Below are 18,838 nucleotides of genomic sequence, written 5' to 3' on the forward strand. Positions count from 1 at the left end.
CGTGCGTCCATCGCATTCACGTAGCGGCGTGATGAGTTGCCGCCCTATCCACACCCTCTCAGTTTGGCTGTCTCTGTGGGCTGCAGCCCTGCATAAGTGATTCGAGCCCGCCGACGCGTTCCGGCGTTGCGGCAACGGCCTCAGCAAGATTACGGAGAGCGGCGAGGGAATCCCCGTCGCTCAGTCCGGGAACCATGTCGGGAGCCGTGAGCGCGGCGCGCAGCGAGGGCCAGGAGTCCGCCCAGTGGGCCACATGCCAGGTGATCATCTCGTCGAGGAACTTGACCGCTGCCCTGGTCTCTTGGTGGTTCTGGTCTGCGACCAGGCTGCGGCGCCCGGCCCAAACGCGTTCGAAGCACCACAGGAGCGTGAAATACGCGTCCCGGACCGTGGCGGCGTACGCTCCGTCGGCGTCCTGGGGGCGGGCACCGCGGCCGAACGACTCCAAGAGGTCACGGGCCTTGGCCACGTCCCCTGTGGTCAGGTCGTGGTGCAGGGAACGTGCGAGTTCGAACGCGGAATCGGTGAACGTGCCGCGTGCCAGCCGCCGCGCCCACACCACTGAGAGTGCGGCGATGACCGCGGACACCACTGCCACGATGACGCTCAGCCAGTCCGCCATTGCCCCGCTGCCCCTTCCGTACTGCCCTGCGCCGAGTTGTTGAAGAATCCCACAGGTGGGCCGGTGCCCCGGAAGGGGCTGCTTGGGGGCCACCCCGCATGACCCAATCGATGCTCAATGCCGAGAGAACACGTGCAAGGGCGGGGCGTGGGCTACGGCCTGACTTTCGGCTGACCTTTCGCCTCGCTGTAGCGCCCTGTCTCGGGGTTGGTTGTTCCGTTTCGAAACGACGCGGCGGGACTTCGTTTCGGAGGCCGACAAGGCCAGCGTCGTGTTGGCGGGCGCAGGGCCGCCCCTCCGGTGCGAACTCTGCCTCAATGACGTTCAGGGGGAGATGTCGAGGGGCAGCGTCGTTGTCTACCGGCGTCCGTTGGTTACCGTGGTCGGTCCGGGACCGAGCGGTCCTGGTTGGCCGGGACGGTGCGGGCCCGGGGGAGGCTGGTGAGGGTGTAGAGGACGAGGGCGGTGGCGAGCCCGACGGCCCAGCCGTAGTCGGCGAGCGGGCGGAGGACCGGGATCAGGCCGTCCTCGGGGAACGGGCCCTTGCCCGGCGCGGAATGGGACCCGCCCACGGCCAGGGCCCCGCCGATGGCGAAGGCGAGCAGGGCTCGCCAGTTCCAGCCGCCGGTGTACCAGTAGGGTCCGTGCCGGTCGTAGAGCCCGGCGAGATCGAGGACGGTCCGGCGGACGATCCAGTAATCCGCGATCATCACTCCGGCGACCGTGCCGAGCAGTCCGCCCACGACACCGAGCCAGGTGAAGATGTACAGCTCCGGGGTCTCGGTCAGTTTCCACGGCATGACGAGGACGCCGACCACGCCCGTAATCACGGCGCCGGTACGGAAGTTGATGATTTTCGGGAGCAGGTTCGCCAGGTCGTACGCGGGGGAGACCACGTTCGCCGCGATGTTCACGGAGATCGTCGCGATGAGCACCGTCACCAGGGCGAAGAGCAGCCCGAAGACGTTGTCGCTCTTCGCCGCGAGCTCCACCGGGTCCCACAGCGGCACCCCGTACACGACCTGCGAACCGGACGTCACCAGGACGGACAGAAGCGCGAACGCCGTCATCGTGGTCGGAAGACCGAGCGACTGGCCCCAGACCTGGGCCCGCTGCCCCTTCCCGAACCGCGTGAAGTCGGGGATGTTCAGGGACAGCGTGGACCAGAAGCCGATCATGCCCATGAGGGCGGGGAAGAACACCGGCCAGAAGTCCGCGCCCCAGCCCAGCTTGGAGGGCTGGTCGAGCAGTGGCCCGAAGCCGCCCGCCTTCGACGTGACCCATATGAGCAGCACTACGGCGCCGACGAGTACGAACGGCGCCGCCCAGTTCTCGAACCGGCGTAGCGCGTCCATCCCCCGGTAGATGATGGCCAGTTCGAGCGCCCAGAAGATCACGAAGCAGAGCCAGAGGGTCCACGGCTGGCCGCCGACCTCGGCGGCTCTCGTCCAGCCGCCGAACACCTTCCCCAGGAGCAGGAAGATGCCCTGTCCGCCGATCCATGTCTGGATCCCGAACCAGCAGCAGGCCACTGCCGCCCGGATCATGGCGGGCAGGTTCGCGCCGCGCATTCCGAACGAGGCACGCACCACCACCGGGAACGGAATCCCGTACTTCGGCCCGGCGTGGCCCGTCAGGAGCATCGGAAGGAGCACGATGACATTGGCGAGGGTGATGACCAAGACCGCCTGCTTCCAGTCCATCCCGAGCGCCACCAGGCCCGAAGCCAGGGTCCAGGACGGGATGTTGTGCGCCATGCCCACCCACAGGGCCGTGTAGTTGTACACACCCCAGGTACGCCGCTCCGTCGGAACCGGCAGCAGATCCGCGTTGGCGAACCGCGGGTCGTCCAGGGCCACGCCCTCGGCGAGAGACACCCGGCCGTCGGGGTGCGTGCGCTGCGTGGCGTCGGCCGCGCCCGGCGCCGTGTGCGGGCCGGGGCCGGGCATGGGCCCCGGCACGGGAGGAACCGTCGATGACATCGAGCCCTCGCTTTACAGAGTCCGTCGGGGGAGGGGCGAGGTGAGGCGATTTGCGCTCTGGCGATTAACGGTGAGGGAATTCCGCTGTGGGGACGGGACGTTGGGGCGCCGGAACCGGGTCGGAAGCCGTCGTATCGAGTGCGGGGTGCGGGGTGCGGGGTGCGGGGTGCGGAGTAGAGAGACTGTACAGATCCGGCCGCCGTTGCGGGAGTGGCACGCAATGCACCGGTGCCCGGCATGGACAAGAGACGCGCGGTCTGCCGACGACCGTGCCCGAGCGAGCTTGGGCACGGGGGCCGGGTTTGGGATGGCTGGCGATGCCACAACCCAGGGTCGGGGAAGGGGCGTAGCTTCGCTCCGTTCAGGTGCTCCTGCGCTGCGGCCACGAACGCTCCGCATCGAGCTGTGCGGCGTAGGTGCCAGTGAGAGACTCTGCGACAGGGACCTCTGATGCATCGGCACAGGGGCTTCTCGCCAGGGAACGCCCAACTCGCCTCAGACGTTGTGAGGATACGAGACGCGTAGAGTCCTGTGGGTGCTGTAACTGCCTTGGGATGGAAGTGAGTTGGGTAACAGTCGGCTTCTGATCCCCTGTTGCTGGTTGCGGCGTACTGGCGCAGGAACTTGACGCTGCGCCAGCTGCCGTGGCCGCACGGTCGAAGAACTGTCGGTACTCCACCAACCACCAGGTCGTCTTCGCCCCCGACAACCGCCAAGACATCGTGGTGGCCGAGCGCTTGCCGGAAACCGAAACGACTGCAAGGCGTGGGAGGAATCCGGCGCCCAAGCCGCCGTCGGCAAGACCGTGACGATCGCCGACGGCGCACCACGTCATGCGCGGCATCGCCCGCCTGCACAACCTCGCCATCACCGGGTGAGCGAACCACTCACCCGGCGAAGGCACGCACTCTCACCTCACCGAAGATCATTTACGGGACAGTCTTTAGGCAGAAGGGCGGGTGACCACGTTGATGTTGAACGTGTGGGCCCCCAGACCTCCCGCGATGCCCATGAAGAGCAGGGCGAAGTGCTCCTGTCCGCGTGCGGTGGTGATGCCGCCGATGTCCAGCTGGGACGACGGCGGCCAGCCGAGGTCGGTGAGCAGTCGGCCGGTGGTCCGTTTGGCTTCGGCGTCGTCGCCGGAGAGGAAGACGGTGCTCGGGCCGTCGAGACCGTCTGGGGCGGTCATCACGGTGGAGTCCATGGTGCACAGCGTCTTGACGACGGGGGTGAGGGGAAATGCCTCCTGGATCTGTTCACCCAGGCTGCTGTTGGGGTGCGAGAGCTCGGTGAAGTCGTCGGAGAGGCCGACCCCGACATCGATCAGTAGGGTGCCGGCCAGCGCCGGTGCCCCGATGGAGAGCAGCAGTTCTACGGAGACGGTCCCCGGGGTGGCGTTGACCAGTACCTGTGCATGGGTGGCTGTCTCGCTCAGGCCCGCCACGGGGAGACCGAGGTCTGTCCGGTCCTTAGGCCGGCGTGATCCGAGGAGCACGTCGTGTCCTGCGGCGCTCCAGCCGTGGGCCAGTGCTCGGGCGACGTTGCCGGTGCCAAGAAGTCCTATACGCATGGTGCGACGCTAGCCGTCGTCAGGGCTCGTCGAATCGGACCGCGGGCCCGGGTGGAACGGCACCAAAGACCTAGTTCTGCGGTCGCTCGCCACTCGCAACGACAAGACCGCCGACGCCTACCGGGCAGCCGTCACCCTCGTATCGCCCCCGTATCGCCCCCGATGTGGGCGTGACACCTTGACGACAACTCCTAGCCATTGCGTCCATCCCCCGGTAGATGATGGCCAGTTCGAGCGCCCAGAAGATCACGAAGCAGAGCCAGAGGGTCCACGGCTGGCCGCCGACCTCGGCGGCCGTTGTCCAGCCGTCGAACGCCTTCCCCAGGACGCTGCCCGCTACCCGCTGCCCGCTACCCGCTACCTCGTGATCTCCCGGAGTGCCGTGCCCGTGCGGTAGAGCTCGATGAGTAGCGGGCGCAGGGCCTGGCCGGCCCGGGTGAGGTGGTAGCGGGTGCGGACGGGGAAGGCCGGGAGGCGTTCGCGGGTCAGGATGCCCCGGCCCTCCAGGTCGCGCAGCCGCTCGGCGAGCACCTTGGCGCTGATCTCCGGCAGCTGTCCGCGCAGTTCGCCGAAGGAGTGCGGACCGGCCATCAACTCCCGCAGGATGAGCGTGGTCCAGCGGCCGGACACCGCGGCGAGGGCGGCCTCCACCGGGCAGTCGGGCTCGGGGCGACGGGTTCGGCCGTGCTCGTCGGGGACCAACTCCTCGTCCCAGGGGGAGGGTTGGCCCGCCGCAGAGGCGGAGGCGGAGACGGCCGCGGCGGCCGCCGCGTGGGTTTCCGTTTGGTGACCTGCGGCGCCCGGCGGTTGGCTCGGGGCATGAGCCTGCACTCGAACATGAGCCGGAACGCGAGCCGGAACACGAGCGTCACTTCGGACTTCGGGCCTGACCATGCGCCCACTGTCCCCCTCACCAGCGACCCCGGGCAACATCCCTTCGTCTTCGCCACCGCTTTCAACTCCGGCCGCCCGGACGTCCTCGCGCAGGTCTACGAGGAGGGCGCCGTCTTCGTACCGCACTCCGGAGCCGCGCTGACCGGGTCCGAACTGCACCGTGCCAACGCCGAGTTCCAGGCCCTCGGCCTGCCGATCACCGTGCGCCCTCGGCAGACCTGCGTGGCGGGGGACCTCGCCCTGCTCATCGTCGACTGGGTCATCGACGGCACCGGGCCGGACGGGGAGCACCACCACATCGAGGGCACCGCCACGGATGTGGCCCGCCGTGGGCCCGACGGGCTGTGGCGGTATGTGATCGACAGTCCGTTCGGGGGCGGCGGTGCCCTGTTGTAGGGCGGCGGGCGGCTCCCGGTCTACTTCGTCGGTTCCGGAAGCGCGGAGACCGCGGCCTTGGCGGCCCGCACCGCGCCCTCGCGCATGGTGTCCGCCTCGGGGGCGCCCTTGTCCTCGAAGTCGCTGCCGGTGTACGTGACCCGGACGAGGGCATTCCGGTCGCGCACGGTGACGGTGGCTTTCTGGGACTTCTGGCCGTCCTTCGTGGAGCGGTGCGCCGCCGAGGCCGCCTGGTCGCCGAGGTCCGCGATCTTCGTGGTGCCGCCGTCGGCGCCGGTGCGGAACTTGTTGTACGCCGTACGGGCCGCGTCCTCCGTCTTCGTCACCTCGTACGAGACGTCCAGCCAGCGGTAGTCGTAGCCCTTGAGCGCGCTCCACGTGCAGGTACGGCGCCGGTCACGGTCGGTGAGGCTCAGCTCCTTGCCCGCGGTCTTCGCCTCCGGGACGAGCTTCTTGACGGTCTCCTCGGGGAGCGCGTCGCAGGGGGCGGGGGCCTTGCGGTACGTGGGCTCGGCCGCCGCCGCCTCGGCGTTGGCCGGGGCGGCCTTCGCGGCAGGCTTGTCGGCGGGGGCGTAGGGGCCCGTCGTCCATGCCCAACCGGCCGTGGCGAGCGCCACGACCGGCAGCAGACGAGCGACGAGCATCAGGGGCAGGGAACGCACTGCGTCCACCTCCGGCAGCGGAGAGGTGAGGTGTGAGTCACGACAGTGCCACATGTGCCGGCCTGCGCCATAGGGGGGTTTGGGGTGTGAACCCGAGCGCCGCTGGCTAGGGCACCCGGGCCGTCCACTCCGGTGCCGCGAACTTCGTCCGCGCGAGCTCCTTGGCCCGTACGAGCTCTTCCTCCGTCACCTTCCCGGCCGCCAGGCCGTAACGCGTGCGGAACGAGTCGACCATTCGCTCGATGACGGCCTCGCGGGGGAGCCCGGTCTGGCGGCGCAGCGGATCGACCCGCTTCCTCGCGCTCTTCGTGCCCTTGTCGGAAAGCTTCTCGCGCCCGATTCGCAGCACTTCATGCATTTTGTCAGCATCGATGTCGTACGCCATGGTCACGTGGTGAAGCACTGCCCCGGTACCGCCGCGCGGCCCGACCACCCGCTTCTGCGCCGCGCCCGCGATCTTCCCGGCCTCGCTGGCGATGTCGTTGAGCGGCTGGTGCCAGGCCGTGATCCCCATGTCGCCGAGCGCGCCGAGCACCCATTCGTCGAGATAGGCGTAACTGTCCGCGAACGAAAGGCCCTGCACGAGCGCTTCGGGCACCGACAGGGAGTACGTGATGGTGTTCCCGGGCTCCATGAACATCGCCCCGCCGCCGCTGATCCGCCGGAACACCTCGACGCCATGCTGGGCCGCGCGCGCCCGGTCGACCTCGTTGCGCAGCGACTGGAAGCTGCCGATCACCACGGCCGGGGTGTCCCACTCCCAGACGCGCAGCGTGGGCGGGCGGCGCCCGGCGGCCACCTCCTTGGTGAGCACCTCGTCCAGGGCCATGTGCAGGGACGGGTGCTGCGGGCCCTCGTGGATCAACTGCCAGTGGTAGTCCCCCCAGTTGGTGGCGTGCGCCAGGGCGCGGCGGACCGCGACGCCCACGCTCTCCGTGGTCAGGCCGTACAGAATGGTGCCGGCCGGCAGCACCGCGTCGATCCGGGCGGCAAGCCCCGGGGCGTCGGTATCCGCGGGTGCGCCCTCCAGGGCATGGCTCAGCGCCGTGAACGCCTCGTCCGGCCAGAGGAAGAAGTCCCCGGCCACCCGCACGTGGCGCAGCAAGCCTTCGTGCACCTCGACGTCGACCACGACGAGCTTGCCTCCGGGGATCTTGTACTCGCCGTGCACTGTGCTGTCCTCCGGGTGCTTTCGCATTCCGCCTGAACCGGAGCGAATCGTACTCCGGGACCTAGGGGGTGTCTCTCCGATCTTCGCGGGCCGTGGCAGCGGCCGCCGCCCCGTGCCCGGTGCTCCCGCCCCCGTGTCCGGTGCCGCCGCCCCGTGCCCGGTGCCCCCGCCTCCGGGCCCGGTGCCCCCCGCCCCCTACCCGGTGCCCCCGCCCCGGCCGCTAGCCTGCGGCAATGTTCACCACGCGCCCCACCCTCCAGGGCACCTTCGGCATGGTGTCCTCCACGCACTGGCTCGCCTCCCAGTCCGCGATGGCCGTCCTCGAGGACGGCGGCAACGCTTTCGACGCGGCCGTCGCCGCGGGCTTCGTCCTGCACGTCGTCGAGCCGCACCTCAACGGCCCGGCGGGCGAAGTGCCGATCCTGCTCGCACCGGCCGACGGCGAGGTGCGGGTGCTGTGCGGGCAGGGGCCCGCGCCCTCCGGGGCGAGCATCGAGCACTACCGCTCGCTCGGCCTCGACCTCGTCCCCGGCACCGGCCCGCTGGCCGCCGCCGTGCCGGGCGCCTTCGACGCGTGGATGCTGCTCCTGCGCGACCACGGCACCAAATCGCTCGCCGAGGTCCTCAAGTACGCCATCGGGTACGCGGAGCACGGCCACGCGCCCGTGGAGCGGGTCTGCGAAACCGTCGACACCGTCAGGGCACTGTTCGAGAACGAGCCCGAGTGGCGCTCCTCCGCCGAGATCTACCTGCTGGACGGCCAACTTCCGCGCCCCGGCGAGCTCCTGCGCAACCCGGCACTCGCCGCGACCTGGCGCCGCCTGATCGAGGAGGCGGAGACGGCGGCGGAGACCTCCGTGGACGACGGGGCCGTGGACGACGGGGCCGGGGGCGACGGGGCCGGGGGCGACGGGGCCGGGGGTGACGGGGCCGGGGGCGAAGGCGCCCCGACCGCCCGCGTACGGCAGATCGACGCCGCCCGGCGGATCTGGTCCACCGGCTTCATCGCCGAGGCCCTGGTCCGCCAGGCCGCGCGCCCCACCCTCGACACCAGCGGCCGCCGCCACACCGGCACCCTCGCGGCCGCCGACCTCGCCGCGTACGCCGCGTCCTACGAGGCCCCGGCCACGTACGACTGGAACGGCTGGACCCTCTGCAAGGCGGGGCTGTGGAGCCAGGGCCCCGCCTTTCTCCAGCAACTCGCGCTGCTCCCCGAGGACCCCGCCGAGCTGCCCGCCTACGGCTCCGCCGCATACGTGCACCGGCTCGTCGAGGGCTGCAAGCTCGCGATGGCCGACCGCGAGGCCTGGTACGGCGATCCCGATGGCACCAATGTCGCTGACGTATCCCTCGACGAGCTGCTCTCGCCCGCGTACAGCGCCACCCGGCGGGCCCTCATCGGCGCCGAGGCCTCGCACGAGCTACGGCCCGGACGCCCGGGCGGCCGCACCCCGCGCCTGAGCGCGCACGCCACCACCGTCACCTCGGGCGACTACGCCATGGGCACCCCGGTGGCCGGTGCGGGCGAGCCGACCGTCGCCGGGACCGGCGCCACCCGGGGCGACACCTGTCACCTCGACATCGTCGACCAGTGGGGCAACATGGTCGCCGCCACACCGAGCGGCGGCTGGCTCCAGTCCAACCCGGTCGTGCCCGAGCTCGGCTTCCCGCTCGGCACCCGCCTCCAGATGGCCTGGCTCGACCCCGGACTGCCCAACTCCCTTGCCCCCGGCCGCCGTCCGCGCACCACCCTCACCCCGTCGCTCGCGCTGCGCGACGGCGTGCCGGTGCTCGCCTTCGGCACCCCGGGCGGCGACCAGCAGGACCAGTGGCAGCTGCACTTCTTCCTCGCGGTGGCACTGCGCGCACCGGTGCGCGGCGGGCTCGACCTACAGGGCGCCGTCGACGCGCCCAACTGGCACACGGACTCCTTCCCCGGCTCGTTCTACCCACGCGGCATGCGCCCCGGCAGCGTCACCGTCGAGTCGCGGATCGGGGACGAGATCATCGAGGACCTGCGGGCGCGGGGCCACGACGTCACCGTGGGCGGCCCCTGGTCCGAGGGCCGCCTCTGCGCGGTCGCGCGCGACCCGCGGACCGGGGTGCTCTCGGCCGCCGCGAACCCGCGCGGGATGCAGGGCTACGCGGTGGGGCGGTAAGCAGCGGTGCGGCGGTAAGAGGCGGTGGGGCGGTGAGAAGCGGTGGGGCGGTGAGAAAAGCCGTTCCGGAGCGCCGTCCCCCCGACCGCCCGTCCCTCCGATCGCCCGTCCCCCGACGGCCCGACCGCCCGGTCGCCCGACGGCCCGGCCCCGGAAACCCCCGCCTACCTTCCACTGCCGAATGTCAGAGGGGCGTGGTGAGATGGACGCATGATCGAAGAGCTCGAAGGGTTTCTCGAAGGCGGGCCCTCGGGCCCCGGCCCGGCCGCTGCCGAGGAGGCGGTGCGCAAGGCGGCCGCCGCCGAGGTCATGCCCCGGTTCCGGCAGCTCGCCGCGCACGAGATCGACGAGAAGAGCGGCCCGCACGATCTGGTCACGGTCGCCGACCGACGCGCCGAGGAGCACCTCACGGCGTCCCTCACGGCGCTCCTGCCCGGCTCGGTCGTGGTCGGCGAGGAGGCCGTTCACGCCGACCCGACCAAGTACGACGCGCTGCGCGAGGAAGCCCCGGTCTGGATCGTCGACCCCGTGGACGGCACCCGCCAGTTCGTCCACGGCGACCCGGCCTTCTGCACCCTCGTCGCGCTCGCCTGCGGCGGCGAGGTGTTCGCCTCTTGGACGTACGCCCCCGCGCTCGAGGAAATGGCCACGGCGGTACGCGGCCGCGGCGTGTTTCTGAACGGAGAGGCGCTGCACGCGCTGCCTCCGGCCCTCGGCCGCCCCCTCGAAGTGGCCACGTCCCACCCGGACTTCACCACCCCGGACCAGAAGCGCGCCCTGCTCGGCCTGCGCGCGGACGGCGTGCACGCGCGCCCGTGCGGCTCCGCCGGTCTGGAGTACCTGGCCATCGCCAAGGGCGAGCTGGACGCGGTCGCCTTCTCCTGGGAGAACGCCTGGGACCACGCGGCCGGGCTGCTCCTGGTCACCGAGATCGGCGGCGGCCACCGCACCGTCGCGGGCGAGCCCTTCCGGATAACCGGTGGCAACGCCCTGCCGTTCGCGGCGGCCCGCGACGAGGCCACACTGGACACGGTGGTGGGGCTGCTCGCGGCCGGGGGCTGAGCTTCGTCGTACGAGCCCGACTCCCCGTCGTACGGGCTTCGATCTCCGTCGTACGAGGTCCGCGCCCTGTCGTACGGCTTCGACTCTCCGTCGTACGAGGTCCGAGACCTGCCGTACGAGGCCCGAGCCCCGTCGTACGAGGCCTGGCTGAGTGCTCCCACAGGCCCCGTGGGGCTGTCCGTGGCCCGGCATATCCTGTGCTGCAACTGGCCGTCGGCCGACAAAGGAGTCCGAAGTGCCGTCGATGCTTGATGCCGTCGTCGTGGGGGCGGGGCCCAATGGACTGACCGCGGCCGTGGAGCTCGCCCGGCGCGGCTTCTCGGTGGCCGTTTTCGAGGCCAGGGACACCGTCGGCGGCGGTGCGCGCACCGAGGAGCTCACGCTGCCCGGCTTCCGGCACGACCCATGTGCGGCCGCGCACCCGCTGGGCATCGGCTCGCCCGCGTTCTCACGGATGCCACTCGCGCGGTACGGGCTCGAGTGGCTGCACCACCCGCTGCCCATGGCGCACCCGTTCCCCGACGGCACGGCGGCCGTGCTTTCCCGGTCCGTCGCCGAGACCGCCCTGTCGTTCGGGCCGCGCGACGCGGGCGCGTACCGCAGGCTCGTGCAGCCCTTCATCGGCAAGTGGGACACCCTGGTGCGGGACTTCATGTCGCTCCCGCTGACCGCGCTGCCCCGCGACCCCGTGACGCTCGCCCGCTTCGGGCTCGCCGGACTGCCGCCGTCCAGTTGGCTGATGCGCCAACGATTCCGGGACGAGCGGGCCCGGGCCCTGTTCGCCGGGCTCGTCGCGCATGTGATGGCGCCGCTGAACGGGCTCGCGACCAGCGCCGTGGGCCTGGTCTTCGCGCTTGCCGCGCACGAGCGGGGCTGGCCGGTGGCGCGCGGCGGCACCCAGGCGATCTCCGACGCGCTCACCGCGTATCTTCGTGACCTCGGCGGCGCGGTCCACACCGACTACGAGGTCAAGCGGCTCGACGACCTGCCGCCCGCCCGCGCGTATGTCTTCGACACCTCACCGACCGCACTCGCCCGGATCGCGGGGCTCGGGCGGTTCGGTGCGGGATATCGGTACGGCGCCGCCGCGTTCAAGATCGATTACGCCCTGGACGGGCCCGTGCCCTGGACCGCCGAGGAGGCCCGGCGGGCGGGCACGGTGCAGATCGGTGCGAGCCGGGCCGAGATCGGTGCGGCTCTGCATGCCGCGTCCCGCACGGGGGCCGCCCCGGACAAGCCGTTCCTCATCACGGTCCAGCCCAGCGTCGTCGATCCGGGGCGGGCGCCGGAGGGGAAGCAGGTCTTCTGGGCGTACGGGCATGTGCCCAACGGCTGGGACGGGGATCTCACGGATGCGATCGAGCGGCAGTTGGAGCGGTTCGCGCCGGGGTTCCGGGACCGGGTGCTTGCCCGGGCGGTCGCGGGCCCGGCCCAGCTGGCGGCGCGTAATGCCAACTACGTCGGCGGTGACATCGCCTGTGGGGCTGCTGATGGTCTGCAGTTGGTGCTGCGGCCCCGGGTGACGCTGTTCCCGTATCGGACTCCGCATCCGGCGGTCTTTCTCTGCTCGCAGGCGACTCCGCCGGGGCCGGGGGTGCATGGGATGTCGGGGCACAACGCGGCCAAGGCGGTGTGGCGGAGGTTGCGGGGGGTGGGTGGGTAGGTCCCGGACAGGTCGTCCCGGGTAGGTCCCGGACAGGTCGTCCCGGACAGGTCCTGGATAGGTCGGTAGCGCGTGCGGGGGAGGGGGCTTTCTTCCCCAGCCCCGGTCCTTCCCGAAACCAGGAGGCTCCGCCCCCTGGCCCCCATTTCGCGCTGAACGCGCTCATCCTCGAACGCCGGACGGGCTTATGCGTACATCCTGGATGCATGACCTACCTGACCCTCGTCCAAGGCGACATCACCGACCAGCGCGTCGACGCCGTGGTCAATGCCGCGAACTCCTCGCTCCTCGGCGGGGGAGGCGTCGACGGAGCCATCCACCGGCGCGGCGGGCCCGAGATCCTCGCCGAATGCCGTGAGCTGCGGGACTCCCGTTACCCGGAGGGGCTGCCCACCGGCGAGGCCGTCGCCACCACGGCGGGCAAGCTGCACGCCCGCTGGGTGATCCACACGGTCGGCCCGGTGCACTCCCGTACCGAGGACCGTTCCGCGCTGCTCGCCTCCTGCTACCGCGAATCCCTGCGTGTGGCCGCCGAGTTGGGCGCCACCACCATCGCCTTCCCGGCCGTCTCCACCGGCGTCTACGGCTGGCCGCTCGACGACGGCGCGCGGATCGCGGTGAGCACCGTGCGGGAAGCCGCCACGCCGCCCGTCGAGGAGGTACGGTTCGTGCTCTTCGACGAGACCGCATACCAGGCCTTCGAGGAAGCACTGGCCGAGCGAGGTTGATGTCGGATTCTCGCCAGCCGACGCCGTCGCCGTCGGCAAAGCTGGGGGCATGCACACCGACACCGAGAGCTGTCTGCGGGCCGTCCGCTCCAAGGACGCCCGCTTCGACGGCTGGTTCTTCACGGCGGTCCTGACCACCGGGATCTACTGCCGCCCCAGCTGCCCGGTCGTGCCGCCCAAGCCGGGGAACATGCGGTTCTACCCGAGCGCCGCGGCCTGCCAGCAGGCCGGGTTCCGGGCCTGCAAACGGTGCCGTCCCGACACGAGCCCCGGCTCCCCGGAGTGGAACCACCGCGCCGACCTCGTCGCCCGCGCGATGCGCCTGATCGCCGAGGGCATCGTCGACCGCGAGGGCGTCGCCGGGCTCGCCGCCCGGCTCGGCTACAGCACCCGGCAGATCGAGCGCCAGCTCCTCGCCGAGCTGGGCGCCGGGCCGCTCGCGCTGGCCCGCGCACAGCGCGCCCAGACCGCCCGGATCCTCATCGAGACCACCCAACTACCCATGGTCGACGTCGCGTTCGCGGCCGGATTCGCCTCCGTCCGCACGTTCAACGACACCGTCCGCGAGGTCTTCGCCCTGGCACCGAGCGAACTGCGTGCGCGTACCCGGACGCGCGGATCACGACAGGCGACCGCCGCCCGCCGAGCCGACGGCGCCGCACCGGCCACCGCCCTTGCTCCCGCCCTCGGCGTCCCCGCCCTGGGGACCGCCACCCGCGGCGCCGAGGCCACCGCACCACCCACGGACGCCGCTTCCGGAGGCCATGCCTCCGGGATCGCCGCTCGCGGCCTCGAGCCCACCGCACCCGCCACCGAACCGGCCACGAGTGCCACTCCCGGCGCCCCCGCCCCGGGTACCGCCGCCCGCCGTACCGACCGCAATGCCGAAGCCATCGCACCACCACCCACGGACCCTGCCTTCGGCACCCCCACCCCCGGCACCATCTCCCTACGCCTCCCCTTCCGCACCCCCCTGACCCCCGACAACCTCTTCGGCCACCTGGTTGCCACCGCCGTCCCCGGCGTCGAGGAGTGGCGCGGCGGCGCATACCGGCGCACCCTGCGGCTTCCGTACGGGCACGGCATTGTCGCTCTGACGCCGCGGCCCGATCACATCGGCTGTCGTCTGACTCTCACCGATCAGCGGGACCTGACCGTCGCCATCAGCCGTTGCCGTCGGATGCTCGACCTCGACGCCGATCCGGTGGCCGTGGACGAGCAGTTGCGCGCCGACCCGCTGCTCGCGCCGCTGGTCGACAAGGCGCCTGGGCGACGCGTGCCGCGGGCCGTGGACGAGGCGGAGTTCGCGGTGCGTGCGGTGCTCGGACAGCAGGTTTCCACGGCCGCCGCCCGTACCCACGCCGCCCGCCTGGTCATGGCCCACGGCGAGCCGGTCGACGACCCCGAAGGCGGGCTCACCCACCTCTTCCCGGAGCCCGCCGCCCTGGCCGCCCTCGACCCCGAGGCGCTCGCGCTGCCCCGCAGCCGCCGCGCCACACTGCTCACGCTCGTACGCGCGCTCGCCGATGGCAGCCTTGCCCTGGGCGTCGAGTCCGACTGGGCTCAGGCCCGGGCCCGGCTGCGCGAGCTGCCCGGCTTCGGTCCCTGGACGGTCGACGTCATCGCCATGCGGGCCCTGGGCGACCCGGACGCGTTCCTCGCCACCGACCTGGGTGTCCGGCGCGCGGCGGAGGGTCTCGGACTGCCCTCGACCCCGGCGGCGCTCACGGCCCGTGCGGCGGCCTGGCGGCCGTGGCGGGCGTACGCGGTGCAGTACCTGTGGGCGACCGACGACCACCCCATCAACCGGCTTTCCTCGTAAGGAGATGCACGATGCCAAGCACCGGAACGCGTCAGCACACGAGCACCACCGGAACGCGAACGCGCCACCACACCGTCATCGACAGCCCCTACGGCCCCCTCACCCTCGTCGCCACCGACGGCACCCTGTCCGGCCTCTACATGACCGACCAGCGGCACCGTCCCCCGGAGGACACCTTCGGCAGCCCCGACGACACCCCGTTCACCGAGGTGATCGCCCAGCTGGAGCGCTACTTCGCGGGCGAGCTGCGGGAGTTCGACCTGCCGTTGCACCTGGACGGCACGCCCTTCCAGCGCGCCGTATGGGAGCAGCTGCGGCGGATTCCGTACGGCGAGACCCGGTCGTACGGCGAACTGGCCGACGCCCTCGGCAAGCCGAACGCCTCCCGCGCGGTCGGCCTGGCCAACGGCAAGAACCCGATCGGCATCATCGTGCCCTGCCACCGCGTGATCGGCGCGAACGGCGGCCTCACCGGGTACGGCGGCGGCCTGGACCGCAAGCGCCGACTCCTGGACTTCGAGCGGGCCTGAGCCCCCGCCTCGGCCTCAGCCCCACCCTCGAACTCAGCCCCAGCCTCAGCCCTAGCCTCGTCCTCAGCCCCAGCCCCAGCCTCGCCCTCAGCTCCACCCCCGTCCTCAGTCCACCCGGTGGCCTTCCTCCAGCTCCACCGGGCCGGTCCCGTCCGCCAGCGCGGTGAGCGCGGCCGTCAACCGGCGCACCATCCACGGCGGACCGTAGTAGTCCAGGTCGGCGACCGGGACCAGGCGCCAGGAGTCCAGCTCCTCCTCCTGCAGCACGATCGAGTCCAGTTGGTCCTGTGTGAGCACGCCGCCGTCGTACAGATACGCGGCGATCGGCGGCCGGTCCTCGCCGGACACCCAGTCGATGGTGAGCAGCCGTCCGGGCGTCACATCGAGGCCGATCTCCTCGGCGGTCTCGCGGCGCGCCGCCTGCCGGGGCGTCTCGCCGTCGTCGGACTCGATGGTTCCGCCGGGCAGCGCCCAGCCGTCCCGGTAGTTGGGTTCCAGCAGCAGCACGCGCCCTTCGGCGTCGCGGAACAGCACGGACGCCCCGGCGAGGATCCGGGGAAGGCCGGCGATGTACGTGGCGTAGTCGACTGTCACCCGGCCGAGCCTAATCCACCTGGTTCCGGTCCCCGGATCCCGCCGTCAACGCCACCGTCCACTCCGCCAGTTCACTGATCCGCACCCCGTCCCAGCCGAACACGGCGCTGCGCACCGTGTCCCGCAGCGGCTCGACCCAGTGGGCCGGGATCGCCGCCGCGCCGCAGAGGACGCCCGCGACGGAGCCCGCGGTCGCCCCGTTCGAGTCGGTGTCGAGGCCGCCGCGCACCGTCAGGGCGATGGTGTGGCCGAAGTCCCCGTCGCCGTACAGGAGTCCGGCCGTGATGACCGCCGCGTTCGGTACGACATGGATCCAGCCGAGCGGTGCGGTCTCCTCGGCGAGCGTGGCGAGGGTCTCGCGCCAGGGCACGCCCGCCGCGTGCAGCGCGAGCACCCGGCGCACCGTCCGGGCGAGCCTGCTGCCCTCCGGGACCACCGTGAGCGCCGTATCGAGCGCGGCCCGTGCGCTGCCCGCGGTGTACGCGGCGGAGATCAGGGCCGCCGCCCACATCGCCCCGTACACGCCGTTCCCGGTGTGTGAAAGGACCGCGTCACGGCGGGCAAGCGCGGCGGCGCGGCGCGGCTCGCCGGGGCAGGCCCAGGCGAAGACGTCGGCGCGGATCAGGGCGCCGATCCATTCCTGGTACGGGTTGTCGTACGTCGCCGTGAGCGGCGGCTTCAGGCCGTTCGCGAGGTTCCGGTAGGCGGCCCGCTCGGCGGTGTACGTCTGCAGATACGGCAGCCGGAGCAGCCACAGGTCGCCGACCTGCTCGGTGGTGAAGCCGAAGCCGTGGGTGCGCAGGAGCTCCAGGCCGAGGATCGCGTAGTCCACATCGTCGTCCCGGCAGCTGGCGCGGATCCGGCCGCGCACGCACTCCCGCCACTCCGGCCGAAGGAGCCGCTCGTCCTCGGGGTCGGCGGGCTCCGGCAGATAGTCGGTGAGCGGCAGCGCGTCCGCCCGCCGCAGGTAGCGGTCGATGCGCGCGGGCGTCCAGACCTCGCCCTGTTCGACCGGCTTGCCGAGCATGTTCCCGGCGATCCGGCCGAGCCAGCCGCCGAGGGTGCGGTCGCCGAGCGCCGCCCTGTCGAGCTCCGTGCCCACTGGGGTCATGCGTCCGGTTTACCGAATTCCGGGCGCGGTCGCGCGGCCAAAAGAGCCCGTCCGGCGTTTGAGGACGAGCGCGTTCAGCGCGAAGGGGGGCGCTGGGGGCGCAGCCCCCAGTTCCGGCAACCGAGCCGACGGCACGGACACGGGGTGACGGAACCCTGTCCGGAGCCCTCAATCCTCGTCCTGGCTCCGGGACTCGATCCGGCGGGGCCGGTGGTGGCGCACCGGGTCCCGCTGCTCCAGCATCGCGTCGCCGACCATCGCACGGACCGCGTCCCGCAGGCCGTGCAGCGCGTGGTGGCGGGCGGGCCCGGCCCCGGGGTCCTGGCTCAGCTCCTTGTACAGCGACCAGCAGAGCACCAGCATCACGACCACAAAGGGCAGCGCCACCAGGATCGTCGCCGTCTTGAGCGAGTCGAGGCCGCCCGCGAGCAGCAGCACCGCCGCGACCGCGCCCATCAGCACGCCCCACGCGACCACCAGCCAGGTCTTCGGGTGCAGCGCGCCCCGGCTGGTGAGCGAACCCATCACCAGGGAGGCCGAGTCGGCGCTGGTCACGAAGTACGTCATGACGAGCAGCATGGCGACCCAGGACGTGACGGTGGACAGCGGAAGGCCGTCCAGCATGCCGAACAGGGATGCCTCCACGCCCTCCTCCAGCTTCGCCGCCATGTCGACCTTGCCGGTCTCGTCGAGCCGGATGCCGGTGCCGCCCATGACGCAGAACCAGACGACGGTGGCGGTGCTGGGTACCAGGAGTACCCCGATGAGGAACTCGCGGATCGTGCGGCCGTGCGAGATCCGGGCGATGAACGTGCCGACGAACGGTGCCCAGGACAGCCACCACGCCCAGTAGAAGATCGTCCAGGTGCCGAGCCACTCGCTGTCGCCGAACGATCCGGCCCGGGTGGCCATCGGGATCAGCCAGTGGACGTAGCCGCCGATGCTCTCCGGGATCGCGTCGAGGATGAACACGGTGGGCCCGAGGACGAACACGAACACCATCAGGAGCGCGGCGAGCACGATGTTGAGGGTGCTCAGCCACTTCACGCCGCGGTGCAGGCCGGAGAAGGCGGAGACCACGAATGCGGCGCCGAGCGCCAGGATGATGACCAGCTCCAGCGTCTTGGTGTCGGCGACGCCCGCCGTCAGATGCAGGCCCTTGCCGACCTGGAGCGCGCCGAGCCCGAGGCTGGTCGCGGTGCCGAAGACGGTCGCGAAGACGGCGAGCAGATCGATCACCCGGCCCGGCCAGCCGTCCGCCCGGCGCTGCCCCAGGATCGGCACGAAGGCCGAACTGAGCCTGTTCCCACGGGCCTTGCGGAACCCGGCGTACGCGAGGGCGAGCCCGGCGATGCCGTAGATGGCCCACGGGGTGAGCGTCCAGTGGAAGAACGAGTACTGGAGCGCGATGTTCGCGGCGTCGCCGGTCTGGCCGGTGGCGCCGGTCATCGGCGGCGGCGAGAGGTAGTGCTGGAGCGGCTCGCCCACGCCGTAGAACATCAGGCCGATGCCCATGCCCGCGCTGAACATCATCGCGATCCAGGCCAGGTTGCTGAACTCCCGCTCCGAGTCGTCGCGACCCAGGCGGATCCGGCCGAACCGGCTGAACGCGATGACGATGCAGAGAACGAGGAAGATGTCCGCGGCGATCACGAAGAGCCAGGCGAAGTTGGCCAGGACCCAGCCGAGTGCGGAGTCCGAAGCGTCGCTGAAGGAGTCCTTGCCGATCGCCGCCCAGCAGACGACGGCCAGGACCACGACCACGCCGATGCCGACCACGATGGCGTCGGGCCGGTTACCCGACGCGTCGGGCGGGCCGGGCGGTTCGCTGGACGTGGGCTGATCGATCGCATCCGCACTCATGCCGCCCAC

Annotated in this window: 16 protein-coding genes and 1 pseudogene; 8 read left to right on the forward strand and 9 right to left on the reverse strand. The window is 71.6% G+C overall.

The annotated features are described in order from the left end of the window. Window positions 1–58: 58 nt before the first annotated feature. Together ACWD10_RS18910 and ACWD10_RS18915 are read right to left on the reverse strand one after the other, a co-directional pair. Window positions 59–622 carry a hypothetical protein gene (locus ACWD10_RS18910; protein ID WP_451092297.1) on the reverse strand — a complete coding sequence of 188 codons (564 nt, stop codon included), beginning with the start codon at window positions 620–622 and terminating at the stop codon, window positions 59–61. 374 nt (window positions 623–996) lie between these two features. Further along, window positions 997–2,604 carry an NCS1 family nucleobase:cation symporter-1 gene (locus tag ACWD10_RS18915; protein ID WP_451092299.1) on the reverse strand — a complete coding sequence of 536 codons (1,608 nt, stop codon included), beginning with the start codon at window positions 2,602–2,604 and terminating at the stop codon, window positions 997–999. A 644-nt stretch (window positions 2,605–3,248) separates the two neighbouring features. Between ACWD10_RS18915 and ACWD10_RS18920 the strand changes: the two are divergent. Beyond that, a pseudogene (locus tag ACWD10_RS18920) lies at window positions 3,249–3,427 on the forward strand (IS5/IS1182 family transposase); the annotation flags it as partial. 120 nt (window positions 3,428–3,547) lie between these two features. On the opposite strand, the gene ACWD10_RS18925 reads toward ACWD10_RS18920, so the two are convergent. Both ACWD10_RS18925 and ACWD10_RS18930 read right to left on the reverse strand, forming a co-directional pair. Next, the gene (locus tag ACWD10_RS18925; protein WP_451092300.1) at window positions 3,548–4,174 is read right to left on the reverse strand and encodes an NADPH-dependent F420 reductase; all 627 of its coding nucleotides are present in this window, start codon (window positions 4,172–4,174) and stop codon (window positions 3,548–3,550) included. Between the two features lie 357 nt (window positions 4,175–4,531). Further along, window positions 4,532–5,005 carry a winged helix-turn-helix transcriptional regulator gene (locus tag ACWD10_RS18930; RefSeq protein WP_451092302.1) on the reverse strand — a complete coding sequence of 158 codons (474 nt, stop codon included), beginning with the start codon at window positions 5,003–5,005 and terminating at the stop codon, window positions 4,532–4,534. Between ACWD10_RS18930 and ACWD10_RS18935 the strand changes: the two genes are divergently transcribed. Beyond that, entirely contained in the window at window positions 4,994–5,464 is a 471-nt protein-coding gene (locus ACWD10_RS18935; protein WP_451092304.1) for a YybH family protein, read from the forward strand. The two genes, ACWD10_RS18930 and ACWD10_RS18935, sit on opposite strands and share 12 nt — an antisense overlap. Before the next feature lie 20 nt (window positions 5,465–5,484). On the opposite strand, the gene ACWD10_RS18940 is transcribed toward ACWD10_RS18935, so the two are convergent. Beyond that, the gene (locus ACWD10_RS18940) at window positions 5,485–6,126 is read right to left on the reverse strand and encodes a hypothetical protein (protein WP_451092306.1); all 642 of its coding nucleotides are present in this window, start codon (window positions 6,124–6,126) and stop codon (window positions 5,485–5,487) included. Window positions 6,127–6,232: 106 nt separating this feature from the next. Further along, window positions 6,233–7,297 (reverse strand): lipoate--protein ligase family protein, encoded by a 1,065-nt coding sequence (locus ACWD10_RS18945; RefSeq protein WP_451092383.1) that lies wholly within the window; start codon window positions 7,295–7,297, stop codon window positions 6,233–6,235. Between the two features lie 233 nt (window positions 7,298–7,530). Between ACWD10_RS18945 and ACWD10_RS18950 the strand changes: the two genes are divergently transcribed. The 6 genes from ACWD10_RS18950 to ACWD10_RS18975 all read left to right on the forward strand — a co-directional run bounded on the left by ACWD10_RS18950 (window position 7,531) and on the right by ACWD10_RS18975 (window position 15,261). Continuing rightward, window positions 7,531–9,456: a gamma-glutamyltransferase family protein gene (locus tag ACWD10_RS18950; RefSeq protein WP_451092308.1), complete on the forward strand. Its 1,926-nt coding sequence runs from the start codon at window positions 7,531–7,533 to the stop codon at window positions 9,454–9,456. A gap of 210 nt (window positions 9,457–9,666) precedes the next feature. Then, a complete protein-coding gene (locus ACWD10_RS18955; protein WP_451092310.1) occupies window positions 9,667–10,518 on the forward strand; it encodes an inositol monophosphatase family protein in 852 nt (283 codons plus the stop codon). Between the two features lie 235 nt (window positions 10,519–10,753). Next, a complete protein-coding gene (locus ACWD10_RS18960) occupies window positions 10,754–12,181 on the forward strand; it encodes a phytoene desaturase family protein (RefSeq protein WP_451092312.1) in 1,428 nt (475 codons plus the stop codon). A 206-nt stretch (window positions 12,182–12,387) separates the two neighbouring features. Next, the gene (locus ACWD10_RS18965; RefSeq protein WP_451092314.1) at window positions 12,388–12,909 is read left to right on the forward strand and encodes an O-acetyl-ADP-ribose deacetylase; all 522 of its coding nucleotides are present in this window, start codon (window positions 12,388–12,390) and stop codon (window positions 12,907–12,909) included. A gap of 49 nt (window positions 12,910–12,958) precedes the next feature. Then, window positions 12,959–14,731 (forward strand): DNA-3-methyladenine glycosylase 2 family protein, encoded by a 1,773-nt coding sequence (locus ACWD10_RS18970; RefSeq protein ID WP_451092316.1) that lies wholly within the window; start codon window positions 12,959–12,961, stop codon window positions 14,729–14,731. Between the two features lie 11 nt (window positions 14,732–14,742). Continuing rightward, the gene (locus ACWD10_RS18975; RefSeq protein WP_451092318.1) at window positions 14,743–15,261 is read left to right on the forward strand and encodes a methylated-DNA--[protein]-cysteine S-methyltransferase; all 519 of its coding nucleotides are present in this window, start codon (window positions 14,743–14,745) and stop codon (window positions 15,259–15,261) included. A 105-nt stretch (window positions 15,262–15,366) separates the two neighbouring features. On the opposite strand, the gene ACWD10_RS18980 is transcribed toward ACWD10_RS18975, so the two are convergent. From ACWD10_RS18980 to ACWD10_RS18990, 3 genes are all read right to left on the reverse strand, one after another. Beyond that, the gene (locus tag ACWD10_RS18980; protein ID WP_451092320.1) at window positions 15,367–15,855 is read right to left on the reverse strand and encodes an NUDIX domain-containing protein; all 489 of its coding nucleotides are present in this window, start codon (window positions 15,853–15,855) and stop codon (window positions 15,367–15,369) included. Between the two features lie 10 nt (window positions 15,856–15,865). Further along, on the reverse strand, window positions 15,866–16,966 hold the full coding sequence (locus ACWD10_RS18985; protein ID WP_451092322.1) for an ADP-ribosylglycohydrolase family protein: 1,101 nt from the start codon (window positions 16,964–16,966) through the stop codon (window positions 15,866–15,868). A gap of 168 nt (window positions 16,967–17,134) precedes the next feature. Then, complete coding sequence (locus ACWD10_RS18990; protein ID WP_451092324.1) at window positions 17,135–18,829, reverse strand: BCCT family transporter; 1,695 nt, start codon at window positions 18,827–18,829, stop codon at window positions 17,135–17,137. Between the last annotated feature and the right edge of the window lie 9 nt (window positions 18,830–18,838).

The sequence above is a fragment of the Streptomyces sp. NPDC002851 genome, assembly GCF_053591935.1.

What these genes read in the sequence shown, in the direction of transcription:
- ACWD10_RS18965 (WP_451092314.1), top strand. Translation starts at nt 12,388, where the DNA reads ATGACCTACCTGACCCTCGTCCAAGGCGACATCACCGACCAGCGCGTC.
- ACWD10_RS18950 (WP_451092308.1), top strand. Translation starts at nt 7,531, where the DNA reads ATGTTCACCACGCGCCCCACCCTCCAGGGCACCTTCGGCATGGTGTCC.
- ACWD10_RS18970 (WP_451092316.1), top strand. Translation starts at nt 12,959, where the DNA reads ATGCACACCGACACCGAGAGCTGTCTGCGGGCCGTCCGCTCCAAGGAC.
- ACWD10_RS18915 (WP_451092299.1), bottom strand. Translation starts at nt 2,604, where the DNA reads ATGTCATCGACGGTTCCTCCCGTGCCGGGGCCCATGCCCGGCCCCGGC.
- ACWD10_RS18955 (WP_451092310.1), top strand. Translation starts at nt 9,667, where the DNA reads ATGATCGAAGAGCTCGAAGGGTTTCTCGAAGGCGGGCCCTCGGGCCCC.
- ACWD10_RS18935 (WP_451092304.1), top strand. Translation starts at nt 4,994, where the DNA reads ATGAGCCTGCACTCGAACATGAGCCGGAACGCGAGCCGGAACACGAGC.
- ACWD10_RS18925 (WP_451092300.1), bottom strand. Translation starts at nt 4,174, where the DNA reads ATGCGTATAGGACTTCTTGGCACCGGCAACGTCGCCCGAGCACTGGCC.
- ACWD10_RS18910 (WP_451092297.1), bottom strand. Translation starts at nt 622, where the DNA reads ATGGCGGACTGGCTGAGCGTCATCGTGGCAGTGGTGTCCGCGGTCATC.
- ACWD10_RS18975 (WP_451092318.1), top strand. Translation starts at nt 14,743, where the DNA reads ATGCCAAGCACCGGAACGCGTCAGCACACGAGCACCACCGGAACGCGA.
- ACWD10_RS18990 (WP_451092324.1), bottom strand. Translation starts at nt 18,829, where the DNA reads ATGAGTGCGGATGCGATCGATCAGCCCACGTCCAGCGAACCGCCCGGC.
- ACWD10_RS18985 (WP_451092322.1), bottom strand. Translation starts at nt 16,966, where the DNA reads ATGACCCCAGTGGGCACGGAGCTCGACAGGGCGGCGCTCGGCGACCGC.